Annotated in this window: 19 protein-coding genes; 11 read left to right on the top strand and 8 right to left on the bottom strand. The window is 68.3% G+C overall.

Going from position 1 to position 18,059, the window contains the following annotated elements:
• Window positions 1–77: 77 nt before the first annotated feature.
• From ACCD06_RS15980 to ACCD06_RS15990, 3 genes are all read left to right on the top strand, one after another.
• Entirely contained in the window at window positions 78–350 is a 273-nt protein-coding gene (locus ACCD06_RS15980) for a DUF1272 domain-containing protein (protein WP_109076093.1), read from the top strand.
• Window positions 351–550: 200 nt separating this feature from the next.
• The gene (locus ACCD06_RS15985; protein ID WP_413341770.1) at window positions 551–1,732 is read left to right on the top strand and encodes a M20 aminoacylase family protein; all 1,182 of its coding nucleotides are present in this window, start codon (window positions 551–553) and stop codon (window positions 1,730–1,732) included.
• 7 nt (window positions 1,733–1,739) lie between these two features.
• Window positions 1,740–2,207: a protease complex subunit PrcB family protein gene (locus ACCD06_RS15990; RefSeq protein ID WP_109076091.1), complete on the top strand. Its 468-nt coding sequence runs from the start codon at window positions 1,740–1,742 to the stop codon at window positions 2,205–2,207.
• A gap of 45 nt (window positions 2,208–2,252) precedes the next feature.
• Here the strand turns inward: ACCD06_RS15990 and ACCD06_RS15995 are convergent, their stop codons facing one another.
• Window positions 2,253–3,998 carry a putative bifunctional diguanylate cyclase/phosphodiesterase gene (locus ACCD06_RS15995; RefSeq protein ID WP_413341772.1) on the bottom strand — a complete coding sequence of 582 codons (1,746 nt, stop codon included), beginning with the start codon at window positions 3,996–3,998 and terminating at the stop codon, window positions 2,253–2,255.
• A gap of 509 nt (window positions 3,999–4,507) precedes the next feature.
• On the opposite strand from ACCD06_RS15995, the gene ACCD06_RS16000 reads away from it, so the two are divergent.
• The 3 genes from ACCD06_RS16000 (at window position 4,508) to ACCD06_RS16010 (ending at window position 7,650) form a co-directional block, all read left to right on the top strand.
• On the top strand, window positions 4,508–5,347 hold the full coding sequence (locus tag ACCD06_RS16000; protein WP_413341774.1) for a universal stress protein: 840 nt from the start codon (window positions 4,508–4,510) through the stop codon (window positions 5,345–5,347).
• A 459-nt stretch (window positions 5,348–5,806) separates the two neighbouring features.
• Window positions 5,807–6,727: a replication protein RepA gene (locus tag ACCD06_RS16005; RefSeq protein WP_085090460.1), complete on the top strand. Its 921-nt coding sequence runs from the start codon at window positions 5,807–5,809 to the stop codon at window positions 6,725–6,727.
• A 152-nt stretch (window positions 6,728–6,879) separates the two neighbouring features.
• On the top strand, window positions 6,880–7,650 hold the full coding sequence (locus ACCD06_RS16010) for a sulfite exporter TauE/SafE family protein (protein WP_109076088.1): 771 nt from the start codon (window positions 6,880–6,882) through the stop codon (window positions 7,648–7,650).
• A gap of 19 nt (window positions 7,651–7,669) precedes the next feature.
• On the opposite strand, the gene ACCD06_RS16015 is transcribed toward ACCD06_RS16010, so the two are convergent.
• On the bottom strand, window positions 7,670–8,569 hold the full coding sequence (locus ACCD06_RS16015) for a methyltransferase domain-containing protein (RefSeq protein WP_109076087.1): 900 nt from the start codon (window positions 8,567–8,569) through the stop codon (window positions 7,670–7,672).
• A 111-nt stretch (window positions 8,570–8,680) separates the two neighbouring features.
• Between ACCD06_RS16015 and ACCD06_RS16020 the strand changes: the two genes are divergently transcribed.
• The 4 genes from ACCD06_RS16020 (at window position 8,681) to ACCD06_RS16035 (ending at window position 10,956) form a co-directional block, all read left to right on the top strand.
• On the top strand, window positions 8,681–8,947 hold the full coding sequence (locus ACCD06_RS16020) for a flagellar biosynthetic protein FliQ (protein ID WP_109076086.1): 267 nt from the start codon (window positions 8,681–8,683) through the stop codon (window positions 8,945–8,947).
• Window positions 8,948–8,959: 12 nt separating this feature from the next.
• On the top strand, window positions 8,960–9,715 hold the full coding sequence (locus ACCD06_RS16025; protein WP_109076085.1) for a ComF family protein: 756 nt from the start codon (window positions 8,960–8,962) through the stop codon (window positions 9,713–9,715).
• 117 nt (window positions 9,716–9,832) lie between these two features.
• Entirely contained in the window at window positions 9,833–10,096 is a 264-nt protein-coding gene (gene grxC / locus ACCD06_RS16030; RefSeq protein ID WP_109076084.1) for a glutaredoxin 3, read from the top strand.
• Window positions 10,093–10,956, top strand: coding sequence for a carbon-nitrogen hydrolase family protein (locus ACCD06_RS16035; protein WP_109076083.1), 864 nt, complete (start codon window positions 10,093–10,095; stop codon window positions 10,954–10,956). The genes grxC and ACCD06_RS16035 overlap by 4 nt, the downstream gene beginning before the upstream one ends.
• A 19-nt stretch (window positions 10,957–10,975) precedes the next feature.
• On the opposite strand, the gene ACCD06_RS16040 is transcribed toward ACCD06_RS16035, so the two are convergent.
• From ACCD06_RS16040 to ACCD06_RS16060, 5 genes are all read right to left on the bottom strand, one after another.
• Window positions 10,976–11,455 (bottom strand): DNA polymerase III, encoded by a 480-nt coding sequence (locus ACCD06_RS16040; RefSeq protein WP_109076082.1) that lies wholly within the window; start codon window positions 11,453–11,455, stop codon window positions 10,976–10,978.
• Window positions 11,456–11,465: 10 nt separating this feature from the next.
• On the bottom strand, window positions 11,466–13,325 hold the full coding sequence (locus ACCD06_RS16045; protein WP_169055027.1) for a DUF294 nucleotidyltransferase-like domain-containing protein: 1,860 nt from the start codon (window positions 13,323–13,325) through the stop codon (window positions 11,466–11,468).
• A 263-nt stretch (window positions 13,326–13,588) separates the two neighbouring features.
• Window positions 13,589–15,310: a cation acetate symporter gene (locus ACCD06_RS16050; protein WP_109076080.1), complete on the bottom strand. Its 1,722-nt coding sequence runs from the start codon at window positions 15,308–15,310 to the stop codon at window positions 13,589–13,591.
• Entirely contained in the window at window positions 15,310–15,612 is a 303-nt protein-coding gene (locus tag ACCD06_RS16055; protein ID WP_109076079.1) for a DUF485 domain-containing protein, read from the bottom strand. The genes ACCD06_RS16050 and ACCD06_RS16055 overlap by 1 nt, the downstream gene beginning before the upstream one ends.
• 376 nt (window positions 15,613–15,988) lie before the next feature.
• Window positions 15,989–16,576: a DUF1178 family protein gene (locus ACCD06_RS16060; protein ID WP_109076078.1), complete on the bottom strand. Its 588-nt coding sequence runs from the start codon at window positions 16,574–16,576 to the stop codon at window positions 15,989–15,991.
• Between the two features lie 303 nt (window positions 16,577–16,879).
• Here ACCD06_RS16060 and ACCD06_RS16065 point away from each other — a divergent pair, with 303 nt between their 5' ends.
• Complete coding sequence (locus ACCD06_RS16065; RefSeq protein ID WP_413341780.1) at window positions 16,880–17,440, top strand: class I SAM-dependent methyltransferase; 561 nt, start codon at window positions 16,880–16,882, stop codon at window positions 17,438–17,440.
• A gap of 7 nt (window positions 17,441–17,447) precedes the next feature.
• Here ACCD06_RS16065 and ACCD06_RS16070 read toward each other — a convergent pair whose 3' ends face one another.
• The gene (locus tag ACCD06_RS16070; protein WP_109076076.1) at window positions 17,448–18,032 is read right to left on the bottom strand and encodes an RNA methyltransferase; all 585 of its coding nucleotides are present in this window, start codon (window positions 18,030–18,032) and stop codon (window positions 17,448–17,450) included.
• Between the last annotated feature and the right edge of the window lie 27 nt (window positions 18,033–18,059).

The raw sequence follows: 18,059 nt of genomic DNA on the forward strand, positions 1-18,059 counted from the left end.
TCGGCATTCACGCCACTCACCGGCCGCCGAAACTCCCGCTATCCTCCATGGCGCATCCCTGAACCGGAAACCACGCCATGCTGGACCTGCGCCCCAACTGCGAATGCTGCGACCGCGACCTGCCGCCCGAGGCACCGGACGCCTATATCTGCTCCTTCGAGTGCACCTTCTGCGTCGACTGCCGCGCCCGGCTGCCGGGGGAACGCTGCCCGAACTGCGGGGGCGAGCTGGTGCGGCGGCCGATCCGTCCGGCGTCGAAGTTGGCGGCCAATCCGCCGTCGACCACGCGGATCGTAAAGCCCCACGGCTGCGCCGCGCTGTTCCCCGGCGGCGGAGCCGTGCCGTTTTAAGTCCCGGAATTGCTGTTTGCTGTCGCTGGCGTTCGCCACACAAATCGGCCAGACTGGCGCCGTTACGTCCGGGAAGCCGCCCCGATCCGGCCGGTTCCGGCCGTACGACCCATCTTCGTTGCCCATCCATTGTCCCTTGCCACCTTCTCCCGCCAGTTCCCCTGAACGCCATTCAGCCGTTCCAACCAGACGTTAGAGACATGCCGATCAACAACCGCATCGCCGCCTTCCAGGACGACATGACCGCGTGGCGGCGCGACATCCATGCCCACCCGGAATTGGGGTTCGAGGAGGAGCGCACCTCCGCCATCGTCGCCGCGAAGCTGGCGGAATTCGGCATCACGGTGCATCGCGGCCTGGGCGGGACCGGGGTGGTCGGCACCCTGAAGGGGCTCGGCACCGGCAGCGGCCGGACCATCGGTCTGCGCGCCGACATGGACGCGCTGCCGATGCCGGAGGCCAACGACTTCGACCATGCCTCGCGCCATGCCGGCAAGATGCACGCCTGCGGCCATGACGGCCACACGACGATGCTGCTGGGCGCCGCCCGCTATCTGGCGGAGACGCGCAACTTCGACGGCACCGTCCACTTCATCTTCCAGCCGGCCGAGGAAGGGCTGGGCGGTGCGAAGCGGATGATCGACGACGGGCTGTTCCGGCAGTTCGACTGCGAGCAGATCTATGGCCTGCACAATTGGCCGGAACTGCCGGCCGGCCAGATCGCCGTCCATCCCGGCCCGGTGATGGCCGCGGCCAACCAGTTCGAAATCCATGTGACCGGCCACGGCGCCCACGCCGCCATGCCCCACCGCGGCATCGACCCGGTGCTGGTGTCAGCCCACATCATCACCGCGGCGCAGAGCCTGGTCAGCCGCGGCACCAACCCGGCCGAAAGCGCCGTGGTGTCGATCACGGTGGTGGAGGCCGGAACCGCGGCCAACGTCATCCCCGACAGCGCGCGGATGCTCGGCACCATGCGCACCTTCTCGGAAGAGAACCACCGCCGCATCCAGGAGCAGTTCGCCCGCCTCGTCTCCAGCATCGCCGAAGGTCTGGGCGCCAAGGCCGAGTTGCGCTTCCGTCCCGGCTATCCCGCCACGGTGAACAGCGAGCCGGAGGCACGCATCGCGGCGGCGGCGGCGGCCAAGGTGGTGGGCGACGAGAATGTGGTCTGGGCCCCCGCCCCGACCATGGCGGCGGAGGATTTCGGCTATATGCTGAAGGAGCGGCCGGGCGCCTACATCTGGCTTGGCCATGGCGGCCACCGCGGTCCGTCCTGCCGCCTGCACAACCCGCATTACGATTTCAACGACGCGATCCTGACCACCGGCGCCAGCTATTGGGCGTCGCTGGTCGAGACGATCCTGCCGCGGAGCGCCTGACCGTCCCATGAAGATGCCGTTCCGTCTCCGCCTGATCCCGCTGCTGTTCACGCCCGCGCTGCTTCTGGCTGCCTGCCAGGGCGGCAACGACCGTGCCGACGGCAATCTGCTGCCGGCCCAGGCGGAGGCCGGGACCGGCTGGCAGGGCGACCACAGCAGCGCCGCCGAACGCGCCTATGTCGTCGCCCGCGACGCCGGCGAATGGAGCGCATTGTGGGCGCGTGTCGGCGAGCCGGCCCCGTCCTCCCTGCCCGGCGGCCGGATGGCGGTGGCGGTCTTCCTGGGGCCGCGCGATACGGCCGGCTATGGCGTCGCCATCGACAGCGTGCAGCAGAAGGGTGCCGACCTGATCGTCGGCTATCACGAGAGCGTGCCGGGCCCGGCCCAGGCGGTGGCGCAGATGCGCACCAGCCCCTACGCCATCCGCCTGCTGCCCAGCGCGGCGGGTACGCCGAAGTTCGTCCGGGGGAAGTAAGCCCGAGGAAAGTAAGGTTCAGGGGGCGGCGTCAGGCCGCCACCCTCACCGCGGCATTTGCCACGGCAGTTCTCCGCCGACCAGCTTGCCCGCCTCCGCCGACGGCAAGGGGCGGGCGAAGTGATAGCCTTGGCCGTAGTCGCAGGCCAGCGCGCGCAGCAGGTTGGCGTCGGCGCTGGTCTCGATGCCCTCGGCGATCACGTCGAAACCCAGCAGGCGCGCCAGATCCATGATGATGCGGACGATGGCGCGGTTTTCCTCTGACTGGTGCATGGCCGAGACGAAGGAGCGGTCGACCTTCAGGCTGTCGATCGGCAGCTTGTGCAGGTAGGACAGCGACGAATAGCCGGTGCCGAAATCGTCGATCGACAGCTTGATGCCCAGCGCCCGCAGGTCGCGCAGCAGGCGGATCGACTGTTCCGCCTTGTCCATCACCGCGCTTTCCGTCAACTCCAGCTTGATCCAGGACGGCTCCACCCCGGTTTCGCGCAGAACCTCGCGCACGACCTGGACGAAGTTGGGGTCGGACAGCTGGTGGCTGGACAGGTTGACGCTCATGAACAGCGGGGCGGAGCCCGGTTCGCGGCGGTCCTGCCACTCCGCGATCTGCCGGCAGGCCTGCCGCAACACCCAGGTGCCGAGCGATACCACCAGACCGGTGCTCTCGGCGATCGGGATGAAGATGCCGGGGGGGATGTTGCCGCGTTCGGGATGGGTCCAGCGCATCAGCGCCTCGAACCCCGCAAGACCGCCGGTCACCATCTCCACGATAGGCTGGTAGGCGACCCACAGGTCGCTGCCGCTGTCCAGCGCGCCGCGCAGATCGTGTTCCAGCCGCACCTGCTCGACCACATGGGAATGCATCGCCGGATCGAACCAGGCCTGCCGGCCGCCGCCCTGTTCGCGGGCGCGGGCGGTGGCGATCTCGGCATCGCGCAGCACGTCGTCGGGGCGCTCGTGCGTCGGCATCGAGACGGCGACGCCGATGCTGGCGGACAGGAACACGGTGCCGCCGGAGCTGGAGCGGGCGGAGCGCACCACCGCCGCCAGATCCTCGACGGCGCTTTCCAGCGCCGGCCGGTCGCAGACGCCGCCGGCCAGCATGGCGAAGGCATGGTCGCTGACGCGCGCGATCAGGTCGAAGGCCGCGGCCTGCGCCGCCATCCGCTGCGCCAGACCGTCCAGCAGCTCGTTGGCGAAGCCCTGCCCCATGCTGCTGCGGATTTCGGCGAAGCGGTCGATGTCCAGGATGACGAGCGTGAAGGGCTCGCCCATGTTGCGATAGTCCGCCATGTGCTTCAGCAGCATCAGGCGGTTGGCCAAGCCGGTCACCGGGTCGTAGTAGGCGAGGCGGAACAGGTCGTCCTGCACCTGCCGGCGCTCGGTCATGTCCTGCAGGATCACGAAATAGCCGGTGATGGCGCCGTCTTCCGCCCGGTGCGGCGCGTGCAGCCGCATCACGTAGCGCTGCTGGCCGTCGGCCTGGGTGATCCAGCCTTCGGTCTGCACCGTCTCGCCCGCCAGCGCGCGTTCGGCGGCAGCCTGGGTGTTACGCTGAAGCTCCGGACCCAGAAGTTCGCCGATGGTGCCGCCGACCGCCTTGTCGAGCGTCGTCCCCATCATCTCCAGATAGGCGCGGTTGGCGTAGATGTGCCGCCGCCGCGGGTCCATCAACGCCACCTTCACCGTCATGGCGTCGAGAATCTGACGCAGGGCGTCAAGCCCCGGCGCACCGGAAGCGGCACCCGATAAAGCGTCGGCCAGCGCGGAGATTCGGGGATCTGGACTCATGGCGAGGATAGAGTGGGGTACTCATCAGGAAATCGATACCCAACACTTACGCGAAGTGTCACCCACCCGTCAAAACCAAAGCTGCCCCGGTGCAACAGAGCTTGGACATTTCTACAGGCGATGCAACGGAGACACATGGGCATATCCATGGGCATATCATAGTATTCATTCAAGCCGTGGTTGCAGCAAAGCAACGCACACAATCCGGGTTTTCTGTTCCGGCGAGAAAGAGCGATGGAATTATCCCGGTTCTTTGTCACGCCACTTGCGGCCTGAGATTGCAACCTTGACCGGAAGTCCGACCCCCGGTCGCTTTTGTGCGGTGCAGGAACGCGGCGGGGGCATGGCTGTGCCCTGGAATGGAAAGGCGGCGGCTGAGCCGGTCAGATTTATACTGCCAATACAAGTGGGGCCAACGCGGCTGGGGATGTCGCCCCGATCGGCACCGCATGGTCGTACAGACCCCCGACGATAACGGCAACGATCACAATTTGGGCAGGAATTACGCCATGGCTCTCAAGGACTTCCTGGTCGTCGTCGATGATACGCCCGCGTCCGCGGCACGTCTCGACCTTGCGGCGCGGCTTGCGACCCGGTGCGATGCGCATCTGACCGCGCTTTATGCCTTCACCGACACGGTGTTCCCCGGCTATATCGAAGCCGAAATCCCGCAGGAGTTGCGAGACAGCCGACGGCAGAGCCGCAAGGACCAGACGGACCGGATGGCGGCGGCCTTCGACGACGCCATGCGCCACCATGGTCTGACCGACCGGTCCGAATGGCTGACGCAGGAAGGCGACCCGACCATCACCGCCGCGGTGCGCGGCCGTTATGCCGACCTGATCGTGGTGGGCCAGCCCGATCCGGACCGCGACCGCGACCAGCCCGTCGCCCAGCCGGCCGACCTTCTGTTCGAATGCGGCCGGCCGCTTCTGGTCGTCCCCTATGCCGGCCGCTTCGCCACCATCGGCGAACGGGTTCTGGTCGGCTGGAACGGCAGCCGCGAGGCGGCGCGCGCCGTCGGCGATGCCCTGCCCCTGCTGACCGCCGCCAAGCGCGTGGTGGTGATGGCCGCCAATCCGAAGCCCGGCCCGAACGGCCTGGGCGACGAGCCCTGCGCCGACATCGCCCGCCACCTGTCCCGCCACGGCTGCCGCGTGGAGGCCACCCATGTCGCCACCGACGTGGTGGAGCCCGGCGACACCTTGCTGAACATGGCCGCCGACGAAAGCTGCGACCTGCTGGTGATGGGCGCCTACGGCCGCTCCCGCTTCCGCGAACTGGTGCTGGGCGGCATGACCCGTTTCATGCTGAGGCACATGACGGTTCCGGTGTTGATGAGCCATTGAGCGAGGTGGTGGAGTGTCGGCTTCGGTGCCCCCACCCCAACCCTCCCCCGCTGGGCGGGGGAGGGGGTAGGCGCTTTAGCGGAAAAGCGGCGGCAGTCCCTCCCCTGCGCAGCGGGGGAGGTTAGGTGGGGGCATCGAAGCCGGCACTCCACCCATTCGCCGATCCGTGGGGTTAAGCGACCGCCCCGCTGCCCCGAGTCCCTCTGCAACCACCGCGAGTCGCCCCTCGCGGCCCGTGGGGAAAAGCGACCGGCACCCTTTTTTCACCCTGTCCCCCGTGGGGAAAAGCGTCGGAATCGTGGGGAAAAGCGGCGCGACTCGGGCTTTCCCCATGGGGATAAGCGGCGACTCAACTAATAAGTCTAACAACTAACCGTCGACTAGCCCGGTCGCCTAACCCCACATTGACTCCACCGCCCACCGCTCACCAGGATGCCACAACATCCGGGTGAGGCTGCCATGGGCGACATACACAGGCTGGTGATCGAGCATGGCCGGGACAAGGCGCGCGCCCTGGTCCGGCCGGAGGAGCGGACGCTGGTGGACATCGCCGCCGACATCCTGGCGGACGAGAACCAGCATCTCGGCATCACCTACAGCGGATTCTGCCTGACCAGCCTGCCGCACAAGAAGCTGGCCGACGACGTTCCCTGGGAAAAGCGCGGTCATCAGGTGACGCTGCTGGTCGAACCGGGCCGGTTGAAGGTGAACGGCAAGATGAAGCTGTTCGGCGTCCCCTATGGCGCGCGGGCACGGATGATCCTGATCTATCTGCAGACCCAGGCCGTGCGCACCGGCCGGCGCGAGGTCGAACTCGGCCGCTCCATGCGCGACTGGCTGACCCGGATGGGGATCAGCGTCGGCGGCGAGACCTTCCGCGGCTTCCGCGAACAGTCGCTGCGCATTTCCGCCTGCACCCTGAAATTCTTCTGGGACGGCGAGGACGCCGACGTCTTCGAGAAGGGCGGCATCGTCAAGCGCGGGCTGATCTTCCACGACGATCTCGGCGACGACCGCCAGGGCACGCTGTGGAACGACGTGGTGCAGTTGGACGAGACCTTCTTCCAGGCCCTGCGCGACCACCCGGTGCCGCTGCTGGAGGAGGCGGTGCGGCAGTTGAAGGACCGCTCGCTCAGCCTCGACCTCTATGTCTGGCTGGCTTATCGGCTGCATTCGCTGAGCCGGCCGCAGCCGATCTCCTGGCCGTCGCTCTATGCCCAGTTCGGCGCCGGCTACGACCAGATGAAGCATTTCAAGCCGCGCTTCGTCCAGGCCCTGCAATATGCGCTGGCGGCCTATCCGGATGCGAAAGTCGAACCGGCCGACGACGGCGTCGTCCTCCACCCCAGCCGCCCGCCCATCGCCCGCCTGCTGGCGTAGGGGCGTGGGGTTAAGCGACCGCCGCCGAACCATCCCCGGTCGCTTTCCCCCACACCCCCGAAAGCGCGCCTCGACCATTGACGCACGTCATTGGGCCCCCCGCCCCCTCCCCCTATGATCGCCGCGAGTTCCCGAACCGGAGAGGCCTTGCCTTGGACGCGCTGTCGCTGCTGGATGCCGGACTGAATCAGTGTGCCGTGGTCATCGACCGCGACGGCGGGCTGTTGCTGGCCCTGCTGACCGCCGGGCTGGTCGGCGGCACCACCCATTGCACCGGCATGTGCGGTCCCTTCGTGCTGGCCCAGGTGTCGGCGCGGCTGGAGCGGGTGCCGCTGTCGGCGATGTCGGAATTCCGGCGCCTGACCGGAGCGGCGGTGCTGCCCTACCATGCCGGCCGGGCGACGACCTATGCGCTGATCGGCGCGCTGTCGGCCTCGGTCGCCGGCCATGTCGGGGCGCTGCCCGGCCTGCGTTGGCTGTCGGTGGCGCTGCTGGCGCTGGCGGCGCTGTTCTTCCTCGGCTATGCCGTGCGCAACGTCCTGTCCTGGCTGCCCAGGATGCCGTCCTTGGGCAGCAACGGGCTGCAGCGCTGGTGGGGCGACCGGGTGTCCCGGCTCGCCCGGCCGCTGTTCGGCAATCCGACCGGCTGGCGCGGCTATGGGCTGGGTGTGGCGCTGGGCTTCATCCCCTGCGGGATGCTCTATGGCGCCATCGCGGTGGCGGCGGCGAGCGGCAGCGCGCTGACCGGCGCCCTCGGCATGGCCGCCTTCGCGCTCGGCACGGTGCCGAGCCTGCTGGCGGTCGGGCTGGCCGGCCACATCGCCGGCCGCACCTGGCGGATCGCCGTCGTCCGCGTCGCCCCGGCGATCATGCTGGTGAACGCCGGGGTTCTGGGCTGGATGGCGTGGAAGCTGGTTGCGTAAACCGCCCCCGCCTCCTGGCTCAATGCAGGCCCTTGCCCTTCAGCGCGTCGCCCAGCGGGATCTGTCCGCTGCCGGGCTTCAGCGGCTGCTGCTGGCTCTCATGCGGCGACCAGCCGGCGAGATAGAGCACCTCGAAGGTCACCGGAATCCGCCCGTCCGGCTCGGCGTAAAGCTGGGCATAGCGCTGGACCGCGTCGAACAGCATGGACCGGGTTGCCGGAACCTTGCGACGGGCCAGCACCGCGTTGGTCTCGCCCATGCCGCGCAGCTCGCGCATCAGGGCGAAGGCGTCGGAGTAGGTCACGGTGATGACGTCGCTGTCGACCACCGGCAGGGCGAAGCCGGCGCGTTGCAGCAACCCGCCGGCATCCTTGATCTCGGCGAAGGGCGACACGCGGGGGGAGACGCCGCCCGACACTTCCATCTCCGCCTCGAAGAGGCAGCGGCGCAGTTCGGCCAGCGTCTGGCCGCCGAGCATCGACGCGCAGAAGAACCCATCCGGCTTCAACGCCTGCCGGATCTGCACCAGGGCACCCGGCAGGTCGTTGACCCAGTGCAGGCTGAGATTGCTGACCACCAGATCGAAGCTGCCGGCGGCGAAGGGCAGGAACTCCTCGTCGGCGGCGACCGTCGGGTTGCCCGGACCGCCGGCGGCGCGCGCGAAGTCCGGCGACAGGTCGCAGGCGACCAGCCGTTCGATCCCCTTGCGGCCTTTCAGGATACGTCCCATCGCCCCGTCGTGGCAGCCGACGTCGAGCGCCAGCGGGAAGGGACGGATCACGTCCTCCAGCCGGTCGGCCAGCCGGTCGGCGATCTCCTCGAACAGGAAGGCGTGATCGGTGAATTCGGCGACGGCGCGGTCGCGGCGGCGGCGGACCAGCGCGCGGTCGAAGACGGTCATGCTGTCGGGGCTTGTCATGGCCGCACTATACCCCAGCCCGGCGGCACGACAACCGTGCTACACTCGCAGCCCAGCCACCTTCTCCACGCCACCGCTCCCGATCGGGACCGTAACCGGACAGGCATTGGAATGGGCATCGACGAAGCCATCGCCGTCAGCCACGAAGCGCTGATGGTCATCCTGAAGATTTCGCTGCCGCCGCTGGGCATCACTGCCCTGCTGTCGGCCGGGCTGATGCTGTTCCAGAGCGCCACCAACATCAACGAATCGTCGCTGCAGCAGGATGTGAAGTTCTTCGCGACGCTGCTGATCCTGTTCGCCACCGGCCCGGCGATCTATCTGGCGCTGCGCGACTACACCGGCGTGATCTTCGAACGCATCGCCATGCTGCAGTGACGGGTCCGGCCGATGCAGGCGCCCGCCCCTCTCGCCGGAATTGGCCGCATCGCAACCGGTGCGGCGACCCTGCTGCTCGACGCGCTGCTGCCGCCGCGCTGCCTCAGCTGCGGCGAGGCGGTGGACCGCCAGGGCGGCCTGTGCGCCGCCTGCTGGGTCAAGCTGAGCTTCATCGCCCCGCCGCTGTGCGCCTGCTGCGGCCTGCCCTTCGAGTATGAGGCGCAGGAGGGCACGCTGTGCGGCGCCTGCATGGCCTCCCCGCCGCCTTTCGCCCGCGCCCGCGCCGTCCTGGCCTATGACGACGGCAGCCGGCCGCTGGTGCTGGGCTTCAAGCATGGCGACCGCATCCATGCCGCCAAGGCCTACGGCGTCTGGCTGGCCCGCGCCGGGCGGGAGTTGCTGGAGGATGCCGACCGGCTGCTGCCGGTGCCGCTGCACCGCGCCCGCCTGTTCCACCGCCGCTACAACCAGGCGGCCCTGCTGGCGCAGGCGCTGTCGCGGCACAGCGGCGTTCCCGCCACCCCCGACCTGCTGCAACGCCACCGGTCCACCCCGACCCAGGGCGGGCTGGACCGCCAGGGGCGCCATCGCAACGTCAAGGGCGCCTTCCGCCTGCGGCCGGGACAGTCGGTAAAGGGCCAGCGGCTGGTGATCGTCGACGACGTGATGACCACCGGGGCGACGCTGGCGGAATGTGCGCGGGTCCTGCTGCGCGCCGGGGCGGCCCGAGTCGACGTGCTGACGCTGGCGCGCGTGGTGCATCGCTGACGCTTGAAAAGGGGCATGCCCGGCGACGCTGACCGGCGTTCGGCGCGGGTTGCAACGTCTGGCGCCTCCCGCAGGTTGATCCTATAGTTTCTCCACCTGCAACAGGAGCCCAGTGGCATGGCCGACGTCGTCATCTACACCACGCCCTTCTGTCCCTACTGCATGCGGGCCAAGAGCCTGCTCGACGGCAAGGGCGTGACATACGAGGAAATCGACCTCTACGCCCAGCCGGGCCGCCGCAGCGAGATGATCCAGCGGTCGGAGGGCCGGACCACCGTCCCGCAGATCTTCATCGACGGGAAGCCCTACGGCGGCAGCGACGACATCCACGCGCTGGACCGCGCCGGCAAGCTCGACCCGCTGCTCGGCATCGCCGCATGAGCCACGGCCTGCCCGAACATGCCGGTGGCGGCATTCTGAAGGCCGCCTGCGTCCAGGTGAATGCGGGCACGGAACTTGAGCCGAACCTGCGGGCGGCGGGCGACCTCGTCCGCCGCGCCCGCGACGCCGGGGCGGATTTCATCGCCCTGCCGGAGAATGTCGGCTGGATCGTCCAGGGCCGCGCCAAGACCATGGAGCGCGTCCGCATCGAGTCGGAGCATCCCGGCATCCCCTTCTTCGCCGATCTGGCGCGGGAGACCGGTGCCTGGATTCTTGGCGGCACCCTGCATGTCCTGCTCGACGACGGGCGCGCCGCCAACCGCAGTTACCTGTTCGATGCCGGGGGGCGAGTCGTCGCCTCCTACGACAAGATCCACATGTTCGACGTCACGCTGAAGGACGGCGAGTCCTATCGCGAATCGGCCACTTTCCGGCCGGGCGAGCGGGCGGTGGTGGCGGCCAGCCCCTGGGGCGGCATCGGCATGACGGTCTGCTACGACGTGCGCTTCGCCTATCTGTACCGGGCGCTGGCCCAGGCGGGGGCGTCGATCCTGACGGTGCCGGCCGCCTTCACCGTGCCGACCGGCCGGGCCCATTGGCACACGCTGCTGCGCGCCCGCGCCATCGAGACCGGCTGCTTCGTCGTCGCCCCGGCCCAGACCGGCAGCCACGACCAGGGCCGCCAGACCTACGGCCATTCCCTGCTGATCGCCCCCTGGGGCGAGGTGCTGGCCGATGCCGGGACCGATGTCGGCTTCATCACCGCCGACCTCGACCTCGACCGCGTGACGGAGGCCCGCGGCATGGTCCCCTCGCTGACCCACGACCGCACCGTCGCAGTGGAGCGACTGGGGTTCTGATTTCTCGGTCTCCGACCCCTCAGCGCCCGTCCTGCGTCAGCCGAAGCCATGCCATGGCGGCGGTCAGCGCGATGCCGAAGGCGCCGTCGGGCCGGACCGGCAGGTCGAGGTCGTGGATCAGACTGTCCAGCCGCAGATCGACCGCCTGTTTGGACATGCTGCGGATCTTGCGGGCGTAATAGAGGCTGGACACTTCCGTCCGCTCGTCCGGCAGCGGCCGCCCGGTCAGCCGCTCCGCCATGGTGACGGAGAAGTCGAGGTAGTAGCCCACCAGCGGACGGTCGCCGATGAAGGCGTGCAGCAGATCGCCGGCCTCGGCAAGGCCGGTGTCGCTGCCGGGATGGAGCAGCAGCGCACTTCCGGTCAGGATGCGGGGGCCGCGGATGCGGATGGCTGCGAAAGCCAGAGGCGTTGCGGCCTCCGGATCGAAGCTGGTCGCTTCGCAATGGATCGCCACACGCTCGCGTCGGTCGGTGTCGCCGTGATCGGGATATCCCATGGTCGCCGCCTCAATGATTCAGGCGGAAATGGTGGGCGATCAGCTCCTTGAAGCTTTTCACCAGCGCCAGGCAGTCCTTGAACTGGTCACGGTCCAGCTTGCCCAGCCGGTCGGGGTGGACGAGGTTGTCGATCGCCAGTTCCGCCCCCTCCTCCCCTCCTTCGTTTTCTTCCGGCAGATCGACGCGCGCCTTCAGGCGGATGGTCGACAGGATGGTGAAGGCCTCCACCAGATCGGCGGCCATCTTGCGGTCCAGCGCCCCCAGTTCGGCCAACACCTGGATGCGCTCCACCGTGTTGGTCTCCGCCCGGTGCTTTTCCAGCGCCAGGGCGCGCACGCCATGGACGATGGGGAAGATGCCGGCCTTCTTGATGTCCACCGGCTCCGCCCGGCGCCGCTCGAACAGGGCGGCGAACAGGCCGCTCGGCGTGTCGAAGGACAGGGTCGGCCGGGCGAATTGGGTGAAGAACATCTGGTTGTCCTGCAGGCGGCTCAGCAGATAGTCCTTCGCCTCGGCCAGCAGGGTGGCGTCGCCGGCCACCGGGGCGGCGTCGTAGAAGATGGCGAGGTTCATCTGCGCCGCCTCGTCCGGGCGGTGGACCCAGTTGAACAGGGCGTCCTTGTAGCCGGCGAGCGGCCGGGTCCACTCCGGATTGGAGACCATGATGTTGCCGGGACAGGGCGGATAGCCGAACTCGACCAGATGGCGGGTGAAGTCGGCGGCGATCCTCGGCAGATCGGGGCACTCGAAGCCGTCGCGCAGGATCAGGCCATTGTCCTGGTCGGTCTTCAGCAGCTGTTCGCCGCGCCCCTCGCTGCCCATCACGATCAGGCAGCTGTTGGCCAGCAGTTCCGGCGGGGCCAGCAGTTCGAACAGCTTGCGGAAGATGCGGCGGTTCAGCTCGGTCACCAGATCGGCGATGAAGGCGACCTTCACGCCGGTGGCATGCAGCGTGCGGATCAGCTCGACGATGGAGCGGCTGGCCCGGCGCAGGTCGGCGGGATCGGTCGCATGCTCCACCTGCAGCCCGATGACCTGGGAATGGTTGGACAGCACCGCCAGCAGGTCGCTTTGCCCCAACAGCCCGACGATGGCGCCATTCTCCGTCACCACGATGCGGCGCACCGCATGCTTGGTCATCAGCACCAGCGCGTTGAACAGCAGGTCGTCGCGGTCCAGCGTCAGCAGACCGTAGCGGGCGAGCGGCCCGACCGGGTCGGTCACCGGCCGGCCGTCCAGCACCACCAGATCGCGCAGGTCGGTGCCGGTCAGGATGCCGGTGGTGCCATCCGCGCCGCGCACCAGAACGCTGCTGGCGCGGTTCTGCCGCATCGCCTCGGCCGCGTCGCGCAGGCTGGCGGCGGCATCGACGAACAGCGGCGGGTGAAGATAGGCCTGCCGGATGCGGGCCATGGTCAGCGCCGCCATCTCGCGGTTGGAGCGCAAGGCGGCCAGATCGCGCATGCGCTGGGCGAAATCGCCGAGAATGGCGGCGCCGAACGCCGGGTTCTCGGCGGCCAACGCCTCCAACGCCGCGCGCGGGATCAGGTGGCAGGCACACTCCTCCGCCGCGACGAAGCGGCGGGCGCCGGTCACGCCGGCGCCGTCGCCCGCGGTGGCATACAGCGCCTGCAGGCCGAACCGGTCGCCGGGACCATGGACCGCCGCCACCTCGCCGCCGCGGCGCTCCTGGACGGCGCCGCGCAGCACGACATACAGCGCGTCGGCCGGCTCCTCCCGGCTGAGGATGACGGTGTCGCGCGGATAGAGCGCGATGTCGAGCGCACCGGCCAGCGCCGCGCGCTGCCCCTCCGTCAGCAGGTCGAAGGGCGGACGCCCGAAATCGAAGTCCGGAGAAGCGGTCGGCATCGCATGCTGCACGGGCGGACTCCGTCGGGAGATGGCTGGGTCGGGAGATGGCTGATCATGAAAAAAGCGCCCCCGGATCGGGTCCGGAGGCGCTTTTCAGGATACACCCGCCGGGCACGAGGCCGGAAGCGGGTGCGACATTTGGCGGCGTGGTTCGGTCACCGCCCGCACTTGGCCCCCCAGGTTCAGGCTCGCCCGAGGGGGGAAGGGATGCGGTGCGAGACGCGATCCCTTCCTTCGCTCTTGTTTGGTGAGCGGTCTTGTTAGTGGGCGGAGGCACCCTCGGCACCCAGGCCGGTCTGCGACCGGATGTACTGGGCTTCGAAGTCCTTGCGCTCCTTCTGGGCCTGCGCGCTGTTGTCGGTGATCGAGAAGAACCAGATGCCGACGAAGGACAGGGTGATCGAGAAGAGGCCCGGGTTGTCGTACGGGAAGATGGCGGCCGGGTTGCCCAGCACGGCCTTCCACACGGTCGGACCCAGGACCAGCAGGACGATCGCCGAGACCAGGCCCAGGCCGCCGCCCAGAACCGCACCGCGGGTGGTCATCTTGCCCCAGAACATCGACATCAGCAGGATCGGGAAGTTGGCCGAGGCGGCGATGACGAAGGCCAGACCGACCATGAAGGCGACGTTCTGGTTTTCGAAGGCGATGCCCAGGACGATCGACAGGATGCCGATGACGACGGTGGTGATCTTCGACACGCGGATTTCGTCCGCCTCGTTGGCGCGGCCCTTGGCGAAGACCGAGGCGTAGAGGTCATGGGAGACCGCCGAGGCGCCGGCCAGCGTCAGGCCCGCGACCACCGCCAGGATGGTGGCGAAGGCGACCGCCGAGATGAAGCCGTAGAACAGGTCGCCGCCGACCGCATGGGCAGTGTGGATGGCCGCCATGTTGGTGCCGCCGATGACGTTGGCGATCACCGCCTTGGCGCCGGCCGCCGGGGCCGCCGTCAGGAACGGATAGGCGCCGGTGGCGTCGGGGGCCAGGATCATCAGGATGGCGCCGAAGCCGATGATGAAGGTCAGGATGTAGAAGTAGCCGATGAAACCTGTGGCGTAGAAGACCGACTTGCGGGCTTCCTTGGCGTCGGCGACGGTGAAGAAGCGCATCAGGATGTGCGGCAGGCCGGCGGTGCCGAACATCAGCGCCATGCCCAGCGAGATCGCCGAGACCGGGTCGGTGACCAGGGCGCCCGGCGACATGATCGCCAGACCCTTCGGGTGGGCCTCGACGGCGGCCTTGAACATCGCCTCGGGGCTGAAGCCGAACTTCGCCAGGATCATGAAGGCCATGAAGGAGGCACCGGACAGCAGCATCACCGCCTTGATGATCTGCACCCAGGTGGTCGCCAGCATGCCGCCGAAGGTGACGTAGCCGATCATCAGAACGCCGACGATGATGACGGCGACCATGTAGTCGAGGCCGAACAGCAGCTGGATCAGCTTGCCGGCGCCGACCATCTGGGCGATCAGGTAGAAGGTGACGGTCGCCAGCGAGCCGCAGGCCGACAGCGAACGGATCGGCGTCTGCTGGAAGCGGTAGGAGGCGACGTCGGCGAAGGTGTACTTGCCGAGGTTGCGCAGCCGCTCGGCCACCAGGAACAGCACGATCGGCCAGCCGACCAGCCAGCCCACCGAATAGATCAGGCCGTCGAAGCCCGAGGCGTACACCAGACCGGCGATGCCCAGGAAGGACGCGGCCGACATGTAGTCGCCGGCGATGGCGAGGCCGTTCTGGAAGCCGGTGATGCCGCCGCCGGCGGCGTAGAAGTCCTTGGCCGACTTGGTGCGGCGGGCCGCCCAGTAGGTGATGCCCAGCGTGAACAGCACGAAGGCCATGAACATCAGGATGGCCGACCAGTTGGTCGCCTGCTTCTGCACGGCGCCGCCGATGGCGTCGGCCAGGACCGTGGTGGGAACCAGCGCGCCGGCGGCTGCCGCCGCAGCGGCGACCGGAGCGGCGAAACGGGTGGTGGCGCGCATCACTTCGACTCCTCCAGGATCTGGCGGTTCAGCTCGTCGAACTCGCCATTGGCCCGATGCACGTAAATGCCGGTCAGGATGAAGGCGGACACGATGGTGAAGACACCGACGGGAATGCCCCAGGTCGTGACGCCGGAGCCGATCGGCGTGCCCAGGAACGACTTCCCGAACGCCACCAGCAGGATGAAACCGAAATAGATGACCAGCATGGCAATCGACAAAGTCCAGGCGAAGGCGGACCGCTTGGCCACCAACTCCTGGAACTTCGGATTGTTTACGATCCGTTGTGCATTTTGATTCATGTGCGTCCCCTCATCGAGTGCCGGCAAGTGTTCGGCCGTCCGCAAGGCTGGGTCCGAGAGACACGTCCAAGAGACAGGTTGGCAGTTGCCGTCCGGGCAGTCGCGTCCGGGTTTCTCCCCGTAATTCGTACGCCCTTGACCTGCCCAATTGTTTGATACAGATCATTGTTGGGCGCACCCCCTACCTTGGTCGATGGGGCGGGTTGCCGGCAGGCCGGCGCATGCCGAAAAACAAAAATCAACTCAATGCAGTAGACACAAATGCAAAGGCGCCCCCTGTTGGGAGCGCCCTGCAAATAGTCAGTTTTTCAAATGGTTTCGTGCGGAATCAGTGGCGATCCGCCGGCCGGCCGGACGATCTGTCCGCCGGTCGCGCTCAGGAGTCGGTGCGCGGAATCCAGGGAATGCGGTGAAATGTCACACCCTCGTCGTTGAGTTCGGCAACCTCCTCGTCCGACGCCTCGCCATAGATGCCGCGCGGGTCGGACTCGCCGTAATGGATGCGCCGCGCCTCCTCGGCGAAGCGGTCGCCGACATAGTCGCAGTTCTTTTCCACGCTGCGCCGCACCTCGGTCAGTTGCCGCATCACCTCCGCCACCGCCTCGCGCTGGGCATCGTTCAGGCTGGGCGGCAGGGCGGCGACGACGTCGGCGGCGTTCGGCAGAGGGACCGGTGCGGGGATCGGCGCGGGAAGCGCCGCGGGCACGGCATTGGCCGGGGCGGCCGGGGCCGCGGACGGCGGGGCGTTCGCGGCCACCGCTTCGGCCTGTTCGCGGGCGCGGTCGGCGGCCCTGGCGACGCCCTTGGCGATGCGCGGGGCCATCGGCGCCTTGCCGACGACGGTGTCGCCGCAGATCGGGCAGGCGATCTGGTGCGCCGCCGCCTGCTCGTCATAGGCGGCGCCGTTGCGGAACCACGCCTCGAACTGGTGGTCGGCCGAGCATCTCAACGCGAAGAGGATCATATCCCCACAAGCCTCAAACTGGAGTGTGATCGGTTCAAGCGGAACCGCTTGAAGCGTGAATCACACGGAAAACGAAGACCTTAGAGTCTGTCTGGTGCTCCAATAAGCACCAGACAGACTCTAACCCGCAGCAGGAAAATCAGGCCCGGGCACGCCGATCCGGGTTGCGGCGCGACTCGCGAAGCGCCCTAATTCAGCACGGCCGGGCCGCGCCGTCAAACACCGGACGGTCCGGTCGCGCGTACCTCCTGTGATATCGTTCCCGCGGCCATCGAAAAGAAGTCTGGAAAAGGAAAATCCTCCATGCCGACACCGCATCCGCTGTCGCCGCCCTCCGCCTGGGTGGAGCGATTCGCTCCGCTGGTGCGCGGGGGCGGCCAGGTGCTCGACCTCGCCTGCGGCGGCGGGAGGCATCTGCGGCTGTTCCAGCGGCGCGGCCATCCGGTGGTCGGGCTGGACCGCGACCTCGGCGGCGTCACCGACCTGGAGGGCACCGCGGGCGTCACCCTGGTCCAGGCCGATTTGGAAACCGGCGATTCGGCAGGCCGCCTCGGCCCCCTGCCCGCCGACGCCCGCTTCGCCGGGATCGTCGTCACCAACTACCTGCACCGCCCGCTCCTCCCCGCCCTGCTGGCGGCGCTGGAGCCGGGCGGCCTGCTGATCTACGAGACCTTCGCCGACGGCAACGCCCGCTTCGGCCGCCCCTCCTCCCCCGACTTCCTGCTGCGCCGGGGCGAGTTGCTGGAGGCCGTGCGCGGCACGCTTCAGGTGGTGGCCTTCGAACAGGGGGAGGTATCGGCGCCCAAGCCCGCGGTGGTGCAGCGGATCTGCGCCGTCGCCGGGGACGATCCGCTGCCGCTCTGACGCATCCTTACTCGTCGCCGTCACTCTCCACCGGCTTCTGCTCCCCGCGGATGCGGCGGCGGCGGTCGGCGTTGCGCATGATCTGGCGGCCGTGGCGGTGCTGGGCCGGCGCCTCCAGCGGACCGCCGGGACGAACCGGGCGTTCGGCGAAGCGGCCCAGCGAGATCATGCGGTCATACATCACCAGCGCCCCGGCGACGCCGACATTGATGCAGAAGGACATCGGGATCTTCACCACATGGTCGCAGCGCGCCAGCAGGGCGGGCGACAGGCTGTCGCGCTCCGGCCCCAGCACATAGGCGGCGCGGGACGGGTGACGGAAGCTCGGGAGTTCCACCGCGTCGTCGGTCAGTTCCACCCCGACCAGCATGCAGTCCCGGGGCAGGGTGAAATCGGCGACCCGCTCATGGATGTAGAGCGGCAGGTGCAGCGTGGCGCCCGAGGTGTCGACCAGCTTCGTCTCCCGCAGATCCGGTTCCGGATCGATGGCGAAGAAGAAGGAGGCGCCGAAGGCATGGGCGGTGCGCATCAGGTTGCCGACGTTGCCCGGCTTGCTGATCCGCTCGACCCCAATTCCGAAATAACCACGCATGAAGAACCCGCACATTCCGAGGTAAGG

The organism is Azospirillum sp. CT11-132 (assembly GCF_047302835.1).
In the GTDB taxonomy this organism is placed as follows: domain Bacteria; phylum Pseudomonadota; class Alphaproteobacteria; order Azospirillales; family Azospirillaceae; genus Azospirillum.